The sequence below is a fragment of the Streptomyces zinciresistens K42 genome, from assembly GCF_000225525.1.
Taxonomy (GTDB): domain Bacteria; phylum Actinomycetota; class Actinomycetes; order Streptomycetales; family Streptomycetaceae; genus Streptomyces; species Streptomyces zinciresistens.
This window is the reverse complement of the sequence record NZ_AGBF01000209.1, coordinates 1-10,803: the sequence shown is the minus strand read 5'-3', so window position 1 is coordinate 10,803 and position 10,803 is coordinate 1. Positions and strand designations below refer to the sequence as shown.

The following is a 10,803-nucleotide window of genomic DNA, read 5'->3' as shown; positions in this document are numbered from 1 at the left end:
GGCGCGGGCGGCCGTACGTCCGCCAGCCCCTGGGCCTCGCGGGCCGCGATCTCCTTCAGCCGCAGCGACAGCTGGAGGGTGCTCGGCCGGTCCTCCGGGTCCTTCGCCAGACACGCCCGCACGAGCGGGGCCAGCGCGTCCGGAACGCCCTGCAACTGCGCCTCCTCGTGCACGACGCGGTACAGCATCACCTCGGAACTGCCGTGCCCGAAGGGCGAGTCGCCCATGGACGCGTAGGCGAGCGTGGCGCCGAGCGAGAAGACGTCCGTGGCGGGGGTGACGGCGGCGCCGCGCACCTGCTCCGGGGCGAGGAAGCCGGGCGAGCCGACGGCCGTGCCGACGTGGGTGAGCGTGGAGGCCCCCGTGGCCCAGGCGATGCCGAAGTCGATGATCCGCGGCCCCTTCGGGGACAGCAGGATGTTGGACGGCTTCAGGTCCCGGTGCACGACACCGGCCTCGTGGACCGCGACCAGCCCCTCGGACAGCGCGGCCCCCACCGCGGCGACCTCCGCCGCACCGAGCGCGCCCTCCTCGGCGACCCGGTCGTGAAGTGAGGGGCCGGGCACGTACTGGGTGGCGAACCAGGGCCGCTCCGCCTCCAGGTCCGCGGCCACCAGCCGCGCCGTGCAGCCGCCGCGGATCCGCCGGGCCGCCGAGACCTCGCGCGCGAACCGCGAACGGAACTCCTGGTCCTCCGCCAGGTCGGGACGGATCACCTTGAGCGCGACGCGCTGCCCCTTCTTGTCGGAGCCCAGGTAGACGACGCCCATGCCGCCCGCGCCCAGCCGCCGGTGAAGCCTGAACGAGCCGACGACGCGCGGGTCCTCGCGCCTCAGGCGCATCATCGCCATGTCCATCCCCGCTGCCCGGTCCGTATGACGTGCCACAGCTTACGTTTCCACAGCCCGCCGTGCGCAGAGGCCGCGCCCTCTCGGCCCGACGGATTGTCAGTGCCGGATGGGAGAATCCGAAGAGTGGTCAGAGGGCGGCCGAGCAGGGCGACTTCACCGGAGCGCGCTGATCAACCGCCCGTCACAGAAGGGGGATTGGACCTGTGAAAGGTGATCGCGTGGAGATAGTCGTGGACGCGGGAGACACGACCCGCACCTACGAGGTGGTGGCGGGCAGGGCCGGGCGCCGGGTGGAGACGGCGGTCCGCCGGGGCGTGGTGGAAGTGAGCGAAGTCACCCGAAACGGGACGGTGGTGCGGACCGCCCGGTTCATGGCGAACCGGGTCCTGGCCCTGGTCGAGCAGCCCGTCCCCCGCGAGGACGGCTCGGAGAAGGCGGACCGCATCGGGCGCCCCCTCGGGGAAGTCCCCGAGTCGTAGGACCCGCTCTCCACCCAGGGGAGTACACCGCGGGAGGTGGCTCATCCTCCGGGAGGCCCGGCAATCGGTACGAGGGCATGACGTGCCGCAGCCCCCCGCGGACCTAGATTTGAGGTCAAGCGGCGGGTGCAGCACTCGTCCCCCGAGGTCAGACACCCGCCGCTGCCAAGACAACCGACACAGGTCAGGAGAGGGCCCATGGCCCGGACGGCGGCGCGGACGGCGATCCGCACGAGGCAGCGCACCCTGCTGCGCCCCCGCCGTCAGGGCCGTCGCCACCCGCTGGTGGCGACGCTCATGGCCCTTCCCCTGGCGGTCCTGCTCCTCGTCGGATTCGACGGCTGGGAGGCAGTGGCCACACAGGCGTCGTCCGTGGGCGTGATGCTGGGGCGCTGAGCGGCGACCCCAGGCCCGGAAGAGCGGTCCGGGCGGGGACATCCACCCATGAAACCCCGTGGGGACGGGGGTGCGGCGGACGGCACAGATGCCGGCGCAGCTGGGGAGCTGCGCCGGCATTGCTCTGTCCGGAACACCCGGGACGATCCGCGAAGCACGCGCGACGAGGCGGGAGTTGAGCCGCCCGCCCGGACACGGAGAAGCCCCCGGTCGAGGACCGGGGGCTTCGGTGTGTGGACGATACTGGGATTGAACCAGTGACCTCTTCCGTGTCAGGGAAGCGCTCTCCCGCTGAGCTAATCGTCCTCGGGACCACGGCCCGGGAGCCATGGATCGTGCGTGCGCGATACTGGGATTGAACCAGTGACCTCTTCCGTGTCAGGGAAGCGCTCTCCCGCTGAGCTAATCGCGCGGGGGATCCGAAGATCCGGTGGACGATACTGGGATTGAACCAGTGACCTCTTCCGTGTCAGGGAAGCGCTCTCCCGCTGAGCTAATCGTCCTTGGAGGTGGAGACGGGATTTGAACCCGTGTAGACGGCTTTGCAGGCCGTTGCCTCGCCTCTCGGCCACTCCACCAGGAGTGCAGGGGCTCGGGAAGATCCCCTGGTTCCTTCGAGCGGACGACGAGGTTCGAACTCGCGACCTCAACCTTGGCAAGGTTGCGCTCTACCAACTGAGCTACGTCCGCCTGTCGTTTCGTTCCGCCTGCGCGGCCCGGTGACGTGTTGAACTCTAGCGGATTCCGGGGCCAGCACAAAAACGCGTTTGCGCAGCGTGCTGCCCTGCGCCCGCCCGGGACCCGGCGGGGCGGCCGCCGGGGGGACATGGCCAGGTCACCCGCGCGCCACCCGTCCTAGACTCGACCGTGTGCTCGACCTCCCTCCCCTCGCCCGGTTCGGCGACCGCGTCGCCACCGGTCTCCTCGACGTCACCAGCGACCCCGCGGCCCTGGACTCCAGCGGCTTCTGGGCCGTCTGCGCCGACTTCGAGGGCGGTGTGACCTGCGCGCGCTTCGCCGACGTACGGGAGGAGCCGGTGCCCGCGCCGCGGCCGGGGCGGTGGAAAGGACCGGCCGCCGGTGACTGGACGTCGTCCCTCGGCCACACCGCGTACACCGCCGGAGTGCGCGCCGTCCGCGAGCACATCGCCGCCGGCGAGGTCTACCAGGCCAACCTCTGCCGGGTCCTGAGCGCGCCGATCGGACCGGACGCCGACGTGGACGCCCTGACCGCGCTCCTCGCCCGCGGCAACCCGGCGCCGTACGCGGGGACGGTCCGGCTGCCGGGGCACGGCGTCGAGATCGCCACCGCCTCGCCCGAACTGTTCCTGCGGCGCGACGGGCGTGTCGTGGAGTCCGGCCCGATCAAGGGCACCGGACGCACCGAGGCGGACCTCCTGGAGAAGGACTACGCCGAGAACGTGATGATCGTCGACCTCGTGCGCAACGACATCGGCCGGGTGTGCGCCACGGGTTCGGTGAGCGTCCCCGACCTGTGCGCCGTGGAGAAGCACCCGGGCCTGGTCCACCTGGTGTCCACCGTGCGCGGCGAGCTGCGGGCGGACGCGGGCTGGCCCGAACTCCTGGGCGCCGCCTTCCCGCCCGGCTCGGTCACCGGCGCGCCCAAGTCCAGTGCCCTGCGTATCCTCGACGCGCTGGAGCCCGCTCCCCGCGGACCGTACTGCGGCGGCATCGGCTGGGTCGACGCCGACCGCGGCACCGCGGAGCTGGCCGTCGGGATACGCACCTTCTGGATCGACCGCGCCGCCGGCGCGCTGCGGTTCGGCACCGGCGCGGGCATCACCTGGGGATCGGACCCCGAGGGGGAGTGGCGGGAGACCGAACTGAAGGCGTCCCGGCTGCTCGCGATAGCGTCGGGCGCGTACGAGGCGAGTGGAGAGGGACTGCGATCGTGAGGATCTGGCTCGACGGCGGGCTCCAGGACAGCGAGTCCGCCCGTGTCTCCGTCTTCGACCACGGACTGACCGTGGGCGACGGCGTCTTCGAGACGCTCAAGGCGGTGGACGGCCGGCCGTTCGCCCTGACCCGGCACCTCGACCGCCTGACGCGCTCGGCGCGGGGCCTCGGGCTGCCCGACCCCGACCTCGGCGAGGTGCGCCGCGCCTGCGCGGCCGTGCTGGAGGCCGACCCGATGCCGCTAGGCCGGCTGCGGATCACCTACACCGCAGGCCACGGCCCCCTCGGCTCCGACCGGGGCGAGCACGCCCCCACCCTCGTCGTGGCCCTCGGCGCGACCGGGCGCCGCCCGGACTCCACGGCCGTGATCACGGTCCCGTGGACGCGCAACGAACGCGGCGCGCTCACCGGCCTGAAGACCACCTCGTACGCCGAGAACGTCGTCGCGCTCGCCCGCGCCCGCCGGCAGGGGGCGAGCGAGGCCCTGTTCGCGAACACCGCCGGGCAGCTCTGCGAGGGCACCGGCTCCAACGTCTTCGTCGTCCTGGACGGCGAGATCCACACCCCGCCGGTGGCCTCCGGCTGCCTCGCGGGCATCACCCGCGCCCTCGCCGTCGAGTGGACCGGGGCCTCGGAGACCGACCTCCCCCTCGACGTGCTGGAGCGGGCCGACGAGGTCTTCCTCACCTCCACCCTGCGCGACGTCCAGGCCGTCCACCGCGTCGACGGCCGCGAACTGCCCGGCGCGCCGGGCCCGGTGACCGCCAAGGCCATGCGGATCTTCGACGAGCGGGCCGGCGACGACCTCGATCCGTGACCGCGGGAAAAGGGGCTGCCGCGGACCGGCCGGCTGGGTAGAACTCACCTGATGACCACGACCCTGCGGCCGACCGAGCCGCTTCAGCACCACGCCGACGGAACCCGGTCGCGCCGTTACCAGGTCTGCGTGAACAGCCGTCCCGTCGGCGGGATACACCTCGCCACGCACGCCGAGTTCGGCCCGTCCGTGGGCTGCCTGAGGGATCTGCGCATCGACGAGCCGGACCGCGGGCGCGGGCGGGCCACGGTGGCCGCACTGGCCGCCGAGGAGGTCCTGCGCGGCTGGGGGTGCGCACGCGTGGAGGCGTCCGTGCCCGGTGACGCCGACCCCGCCCTCCGGCTCGCCGCGGCCCTCGGATACGCGGTGCGCAGCCGCAACATGGCGAAGCCGCTGGACGGCACCGCGCCCCCGCTGCCCGCGGGCAGCGCGTGGCGCCCCATGACCGGGGCGGAGTACGGCCCCTGGCTGGCCTACGAGCGCGGGGTGTTCGCCCAGGCCCTGATCGACAGCGGGGTCCCCGCCGACGAGGCCCGCGCCAAGGCCGACGACGGCCACGCCAAGTTCCTGCCGGACGGCCTGGCCACCGAGGACACGCTGATCAGCGTTCTGGAGCACGAGGGCGACGCGGTGGGCACCCTGTGGCTGGGCCTGTGGCCCGAGACGGCCTACGTGCTCGACGTGGAGACCGGCAGCCGCTTCCGCGGGCGCGGCCACGGCCGGACGCTGATGCTCCTCGCGGAGGCGCAGGCGGTGGCCGGCGGCAGGGACCGCGTCGGCCTGCACGTCTTCGCGGGGAACACCCCGGCCGAGCGGCTCTACACCTCACTCGGCTACACGACGACCGCCCACAACCTCGCCAAGGATCTCCTGTAGGACCTGTTGCGGGAGTCCCCCCGTCCGCCCGGAGGGCGGGACGGGGCCGAGCGGAAAGGGACCCGCCCGGCCGGGGCCGCGTCAGGGGGCCGGGTCCGCCGACAGCAGCCGGTCCACGATCTCCTCGACGCGCTCGCGCAGCCCGTCCTGGCTCTTTCCGCCGTCCAGGCGCTCACCGCCGACCACGTACGTCGGAGTGCCGGTCACGCCGATGGCCTTGCCCTCGGCGTGGTCGGCGTCGACGATCAGGATGTGCCGGCCGTCGACCAGGGCGGTGTCGAACTCCTCGGCGTCCAGGCCGAGTTCCCGGGCCACCCCGACCAGGAAGGGTTCGCCCTCGCGGTCCAGCTCCTCGACCCGGCCGAGGACGGCCTCCGCGTACGGCCACCCCCGCCCCTGCGCGAACGCCTCCTCCGCGGCCTGGGCCGCGGCGAACGCGTGCTTGTGCTTCTCCAGCGGGAAGTGCCGCAACCGCAGCTCCAGGCGGTCGCCGTAGCGGGCGCGCAGGGCGCGGAGGTCGTCCAGGGCGGTGCGGCAGTCCGGGCACTGCAGCTCGCACCAGACGTCCAGGACGGGGGCGGCGGATCGGCCGGCGGGGAAGTCGTTCATGGTCCCAGTCTCCCAGCAGCGCGGCGCCCGCCCCCTCCGGCCCGGCACCGCGCCGACCGGCGCGGGACGCACGCCCCCGACCGGCACCTGCGGAGGAGACGACCCGGAGATCTCCCTGATCTCGGGCCGGGACGTGGCCGCGGAGGGTGGTGACGGTGCAGGATGGAAGGGACGAACCACCCTGACCCGACGCGGTACACCTGGAGGACCGGATGATTGCCGAGACCGTCTGTTCCGCCGTGGCCGCGGCCGGCCTGGGCATCGCGGCGATCACGGCGTACCGCAAGCGCTTCCTCACGGCCGCGCGGATCGCCGCGTACTCGCTGGTGCCCCTGGGGCTGGTGATGACCGGAGTCGTCGAGTGGCTGGCGAACACCGCGTTCAGTCCCACCGCCTGGGCGGGCTTCGGCGTGCTCGGCCTCGCCTGGGCGATGTTCATGACCACCCGCGCGGTGGAGCGCCGTCGCGGCGGCACCCGCAAGGAGCGCAGGGCGGCCCGCGCCGCGGCCCGGCGCGAGGCCGTCGCCCCGACCGCCTCCGCGCCCTCCCTGGGTCTGGGCACCCGCCCCGCGGCCCAGCCCGCGACCGCGCCCCGCGCCCAGCCCGCGGAGGACTTCAGCGACATCGAGGCGATCCTCAAGAAGCACGGCATCTGAGGTCGCCGCCCGGCCCCGGCGGAAACGACACACTGGGTCGCCGCCCGGCCGTAAACGATCACGACTCGGAACGGACATCACGGAATAGCGCGAACTCCCGCGCATTCCGGGCGTGCTGATCGCGTCGCGCGGGCGACCTGGGTCATCATCGCCGCGAGATGCTGGACACGACGCAAAGCGAGGCCGCGCCGTCTCAGGACGAGCCTCGCGGGTGCCTGTTCGCCCTTTCCCAGCCACCGCTGATGATCTTCCTAGCGGTGATCGGGTGTCTGCTGCTCATGGCTGCGCTGCACGATCTGCTGCTGCTCTGAGCCGTACCCGCGGCCCCCGGCGCCACCCGCCGGGGTCCGCGTCGACGCGGCGCGCTCCGGCGCCGGACCGGCCACGGTCCGTGACGGTGCCGGCCGCTCAGCCGGCCGCTTCCCTGCGGCGCGCCCGGTAGGCGGCCACATGCAGCCGGTTTCCGCAGGTACGGCTGTCGCAGTAGCGCCGTGAACGGTTGCGGGAGAGGTCCACGAAGGCGTGCCGGCAGTCCGGTGCCTCGCAGCGGCGAAGCCGCTCCTGCTCGCCGGCGACCACGAAGAACGCCAGCGCCATCCCGCAGTCGGCCGCCAGGTGGTCGGCGACCGAGGCACCCGGCGCGAAGTAGTGCACATGCCAGCTGTACCCGTCGTGGTCCGTGAGCCGGGGCGTGGTGCCGGCGGCGGCGACGAGCTCGTTGATGAGGGTGGCGGCGGCCCTGGGGTCCGCGGCCTCGAAGACCGAGGCGAACCTGCCGCGCACCTTGCGCACCGCGGACAGGTCGAACTCCGACAGGACCCCGACATCGCTGATGTTGTGTTTTCGTACGAAGTCCGCGAGCGCCGCGACGTCCAGGAGCCCGTCCGACGCCTCGTCGTCCTCCGGCGCGGTGTTCACCAGATCCACCACGACATCGAGCGCGCACCGGGCGTCATGGGTGATCAGCACTGTTCGCTCCCTGGCCTGGGGTCGGGCGGGGCGCCCGCCGATGCTGGCCGATGGTAGTGGCTCGCCGGGCCCGCCCACCGCCCGCGTCCGCACAGGGCTTCGAAACGCACCCCCCGCGGTGTGCCCGTACAACGCCGGCCCCGGGCTCGCGGTTCCCGTGAGGGACCCCCCACGGGCCGCTGTGCCCCTCTGGGGCGCCTCCCGGCCCCCCGGACCCCTTCGGGACCGCCGGGCCCCTCGGAACGCACCGGCGCCGCCCCCGTGGAGCGGAGGCGGCGCCGGTGATGCCCTATGCGGTTGTTCAGGCCCGAGCCGTCACCCCGAGTCGACGGCGCCGGGCGGCTTGCGGGGTTCTCGCCCTAGCTCTCCGCCAGGATGTGCGAGAGCTCCTGGTCGAGATCGAAGTGCCGGTGTTCCGTGCCGGGGGGCACGGCGGCGTCGGTTCGCTTCAGGAAGGACTCCAGAGCCCGCGCCGGGGCCTCCAGCAGCGCCTCGCCCTCGGGGGAACTCAGGGCGATGCACACGACGCCCTGGCCGTGACTGCGTGACGGCCAGACCCGGACGTCGCCGGTTCCGGTGGGCCGGTGCAGGCCCTCGGCGAGGAGGTCGCGGGCGAACACCCACTCGACGGTCTCCTCGGCTCCGGTGTGGAAGGTGGCGTGCACGGCGTAGGGGTCGGCCGTGTCGTACCGCAGGCCTGCGGGGACAGGCAGGGAGGACTCGCTCGACACAACGAGGCGCAGGTGCAGCTCGCAGCTGACCGTGGTGTTCATAAGCGCCAGGGCCTTTCGCTCAGTGTGCGCTCGGGGATTCGCACGTCGGCGAAATCGACATGCCACCTACGGTGCCGTTGTAAACCCCTCTGAGTGTTTTGCGTGCCTTTACGTAACTCTTCCGGCCGAGGACCGGTTCGTGAAGTACGGCCATTCCGGTGACCGGAATCGGTCCGGTAGGGTTTGGCCGTATGAACACGGGGAGTGACGTGCCCGGCGAGGTCGCCGTGGCCGCTGACGGGATCGACGTGGACGGTGTGAAGAACCGCGACGAGGAGGGCCTCGGCTCCAAGGCGCCGGAGTTCGTCAAGGCGCGCCGGGTCCTGCATGTGAGCTGGCAGGTCGGCGTCTTCCTGCTCGGCCTGGCGATCGTGGTCGCCGGCATCGTCATGCTGCCGCTGCCCGGTCCCGGCTGGGTCGTGATCTTCGGCGGCATGGCGGTCTGGGCGACCGAGTTCGTCTGGGCCCAGCTGGTCCTGCGCTGGACCAAGCGCAAGGTCACCGAGGCGGCCCAGAAGGCCCTCGATCCGCGGGTGCGCCGCCGCAACATCATCCTGACCTCGATCGGCCTCGTGATCGTGACCGTCCTCGTCGGGATCTACGTCTGGAAGTTCGGCGTCGTCATGCCGTGGAAGATCGAGAACCAGTGACGCGCGAAGGGGGTGCGCGCACCGTCCGCGACGGCTCCGCGCTGGTCACCCGCACCCCCTGACATGGGGTAATGTTCTCCGTGCGTCCGGGCGATTAGCTCAGTGGGAGAGCGCTTCGTTCACACCGAAGAGGTCACTGGTTCGAACCCAGTATCGCCCACCCGGATCCGGCGGCCCGTCTGCGAATGTGCAGGCGGGCCGCCGGTTTCTGCGCCTCCGGTCGATCCGTGGCAGGGCCCGCGGCGGGTGCGGTACCGGGTGGATCCCGTCCGCGCCTTCCTGGCCGGGCTTCGGCGGCCGCGGGGGCTGGCCGGGAGCTTCGCCGTGCGGCTCCGGCCGGGACGCCCTCCATGTCGACGACGCCTCCGGTGGCACTCCGCACCCCGCGGCGGCCACCGCTCGTCTCGACGCGCGTCGTCGGCGAAGGCGCGGGAGGCACGCGATCGCGAAGGCCGCCGGTGCTCCCGGCGGCCACGCTCCGGCTCGTCGGCGCCTCCCCGCAGCGGGGGAGTGGCGGAGGGGCCCCGGGGACCGGACGGTGACGATCCGTTATGTGCGCGGGGGTGCCGAAGGCCGGGTCGGGCGCATCGACAGGACCGTCGCTCTCTTCCGGAGAAGTATCAGAAGATCGGGTCAAGACGGACTTTCGGCCGTACGCCGACTTCTGGAAGGAGTTCAACGCAGGGGCCCTCAGGGGGAATCCGCCGGACGTGTTCCGGAATGCGGGCGGATTCCCGCCCGAATGCGATGCGGGGAATGCGCCGCCTGATCTCCCCGGGCAGGCGACGCGGTGCGGGCAATGCCCCCCCGGACGGGGTGCGGACCGGACCGGAGAAGCCCGGCCGGGCCCCGCGCCCCCTCCTCCTCAGCGCATCGTGCCCAGGAAGTCCCGCACCCTGCGGGCGTCCCGCAGCCGCTGCTCGTACGTCGCCCCGAGGGCCAGCAGCAGCAGGCCGGCCAGGGCGGGAGGCGCCCAGCGGGGGAGCGCGTCGGTCACCTGGACGATGTACGGGGCGAGTTCGTGCACGGCGACCAGGCCGAGGACCGTGCCGCCGAGCAGCAGCGGTGCCTGAAGGTGCCGGCGGGCGCCCACAAGGGTGACCGCGAGCGCCGCGAGCCCCAGCAGCAGCGGGCGCGTCCAGTCCGGGTCGCCCCAGGCCGTCAGCAGGCTCGGCACGAGAGTGGCGGCGAGTCCGGGGCCGTACGCTGCCCAGGACGACGTTCCCGGGTGGCCGCGCCTGCGCAGGGCGCCGACGAGCAGGGCCGGGACGGTGACCGGCAGGGTGTACGCCTCGGGCGTCCCGACGTCCCAGGCGGCCAGGCGCACCCAGGCGGCCGTCACGAAGAGGCCAGCGGAGACGTAAGCCGCCGGGCGGCGGTCCGGGCGGATCGCCGCACCTGCCGTGACCACGCCGCACAGCGCCAGCACCAGGGCGGTCGCCGGCAGGTCGGCGGAGGCCGCCGCCAGGGCGATCGCGAGCAGTCCGGCAGCCGCGCCCGCCGCCTCGATCCCGAGCGTGGTCCGCGGATCGCCGGGCTGTGCCGCGAGCAGGGCCGCCGCCGCGGGTACCGCCAGGACCAGCAGCGCGGTGTACTGCACACCCCAGCCGGCCGCCGCGCCCGTGGCGCAGGCGAGCGCCGTGGCGTGGACGAGGGCCGCCGGTGCCGTGACCGCAGCCAGCTGCGGCGCACGGCAGGCCGCCGCGAACAGCGCGGTCAGCGCGCACAGCACCACCAGGGTCGCCGTCTCGGCGGCCAGGGCGAGGAAGACCAGGCAGAGCGAGGTGACCAGGGCCAGGACCGCGGCGGT

Annotated in this window: 13 protein-coding genes and 6 tRNA genes; 9 read left to right on the top strand and 10 right to left on the bottom strand. The window is 73.2% G+C overall.

Going from position 1 to position 10,803, the window contains the following annotated elements; all coding sequences use genetic code 11:
* On the bottom strand, nt 1-857 hold an 857-nt coding region (locus SZN_RS31545; protein WP_007503005.1), incomplete at its 3' end, for a serine/threonine-protein kinase.
* 197 nt (nt 858-1,054) lie between these two features.
* On the opposite strand from SZN_RS31545, the gene SZN_RS31540 reads away from it, so the two are divergent.
* Together SZN_RS31540 and SZN_RS31535 are read left to right on the top strand one after the other, a co-directional pair.
* Nucleotides 1,055-1,330, top strand: a complete 276-nt coding sequence (locus tag SZN_RS31540; RefSeq protein WP_043734133.1) for a hypothetical protein — start codon at nt 1,055-1,057, stop codon at nt 1,328-1,330.
* Between the two features lie 198 nt (nt 1,331-1,528).
* Complete coding sequence (locus SZN_RS31535) at nt 1,529-1,726, top strand: hypothetical protein (protein WP_007503002.1); 198 nt, start codon at nt 1,529-1,531, stop codon at nt 1,724-1,726.
* Nucleotides 1,727-1,960: 234 nt separating this feature from the next.
* Here the strand turns inward: SZN_RS31535 and SZN_RS31530 are convergent.
* The 5 genes from SZN_RS31530 to SZN_RS31510 all read right to left on the bottom strand — a co-directional run bounded on the left by SZN_RS31530 (nt 1,961) and on the right by SZN_RS31510 (nt 2,416).
* Nucleotides 1,961-2,032 (bottom strand) — tRNA-Val (locus SZN_RS31530).
* Nucleotides 2,033-2,066: 34 nt separating this feature from the next.
* Nucleotides 2,067-2,138: transfer RNA gene (locus SZN_RS31525), tRNA-Val, on the bottom strand.
* A 19-nt stretch (nt 2,139-2,157) separates the two neighbouring features.
* Nucleotides 2,158-2,229, bottom strand: a tRNA-Val gene (locus SZN_RS31520).
* 1 nt (nt 2,230) lies between these two features.
* Nucleotides 2,231-2,304 (bottom strand) — tRNA-Cys (locus SZN_RS31515).
* Between the two features lie 39 nt (nt 2,305-2,343).
* Nucleotides 2,344-2,416: transfer RNA gene (locus SZN_RS31510), tRNA-Gly, on the bottom strand.
* Nucleotides 2,417-2,595: 179 nt separating this feature from the next.
* Here SZN_RS31510 and SZN_RS31505 point away from each other — a divergent pair.
* Genes SZN_RS31505 through SZN_RS31495 form a run of 3 tightly spaced genes read left to right on the top strand, consistent with a single transcriptional unit; the run spans nt 2,596 to nt 5,336 of the window.
* A complete protein-coding gene (locus SZN_RS31505) occupies nt 2,596-3,642 on the top strand; it encodes a chorismate-binding protein (RefSeq protein ID WP_007503000.1) in 1,047 nt (348 codons plus the stop codon).
* Entirely contained in the window at nt 3,639-4,460 is an 822-nt protein-coding gene (locus tag SZN_RS31500) for an aminotransferase class IV (protein WP_007502998.1), read from the top strand. The genes SZN_RS31505 and SZN_RS31500 overlap by 4 nt, the downstream gene beginning before the upstream one ends.
* A 51-nt stretch (nt 4,461-4,511) precedes the next feature.
* The gene (locus SZN_RS31495; protein WP_007502997.1) at nt 4,512-5,336 is read left to right on the top strand and encodes a GNAT family N-acetyltransferase; all 825 of its coding nucleotides are present in this window, start codon (nt 4,512-4,514) and stop codon (nt 5,334-5,336) included.
* Nucleotides 5,337-5,417: 81 nt separating this feature from the next.
* On the opposite strand, the gene SZN_RS31490 is transcribed toward SZN_RS31495, so the two are convergent.
* Nucleotides 5,418-5,945, bottom strand: a complete 528-nt coding sequence (locus tag SZN_RS31490; RefSeq protein ID WP_007502996.1) for a DsbA family protein — start codon at nt 5,943-5,945, stop codon at nt 5,418-5,420.
* A 212-nt stretch (nt 5,946-6,157) separates the two neighbouring features.
* On the opposite strand from SZN_RS31490, the gene SZN_RS31485 reads away from it, so the two are divergent.
* Together SZN_RS31485 and SZN_RS41675 are read left to right on the top strand one after the other, a co-directional pair.
* Nucleotides 6,158-6,601 carry a hypothetical protein gene (locus SZN_RS31485; RefSeq protein ID WP_007502995.1) on the top strand — a complete coding sequence of 148 codons (444 nt, stop codon included), beginning with the start codon at nt 6,158-6,160 and terminating at the stop codon, nt 6,599-6,601.
* A gap of 158 nt (nt 6,602-6,759) precedes the next feature.
* On the top strand, nt 6,760-6,912 hold the full coding sequence (locus SZN_RS41675) for a hypothetical protein (protein WP_007502994.1): 153 nt from the start codon (nt 6,760-6,762) through the stop codon (nt 6,910-6,912).
* A gap of 97 nt (nt 6,913-7,009) precedes the next feature.
* Here SZN_RS41675 and SZN_RS31480 read toward each other — a convergent pair whose 3' ends face one another.
* Both SZN_RS31480 and SZN_RS31475 read right to left on the bottom strand, forming a co-directional pair.
* Nucleotides 7,010-7,570, bottom strand: a complete 561-nt coding sequence (locus SZN_RS31480) for a CGNR zinc finger domain-containing protein (RefSeq protein ID WP_007502993.1) — start codon at nt 7,568-7,570, stop codon at nt 7,010-7,012.
* 359 nt (nt 7,571-7,929) lie between these two features.
* Entirely contained in the window at nt 7,930-8,343 is a 414-nt protein-coding gene (locus SZN_RS31475; RefSeq protein ID WP_004002642.1) for an SsgA family sporulation/cell division regulator, read from the bottom strand.
* A 191-nt stretch (nt 8,344-8,534) separates the two neighbouring features.
* On the opposite strand from SZN_RS31475, the gene SZN_RS31470 reads away from it, so the two are divergent.
* Nucleotides 8,535-8,993: a TIGR02611 family protein gene (locus SZN_RS31470; protein WP_007502992.1), complete on the top strand. Its 459-nt coding sequence runs from the start codon at nt 8,535-8,537 to the stop codon at nt 8,991-8,993.
* A gap of 88 nt (nt 8,994-9,081) precedes the next feature.
* Nucleotides 9,082-9,153: transfer RNA gene (locus SZN_RS31465), tRNA-Val, on the top strand.
* A gap of 705 nt (nt 9,154-9,858) precedes the next feature.
* Here SZN_RS31465 and SZN_RS31460 read toward each other — a convergent pair.
* Nucleotides 9,859-10,803: SCO7613 C-terminal domain-containing membrane protein (locus SZN_RS31460; RefSeq protein ID WP_007502990.1), on the bottom strand; the 945-nt coding region annotated here is incomplete at its 5' end.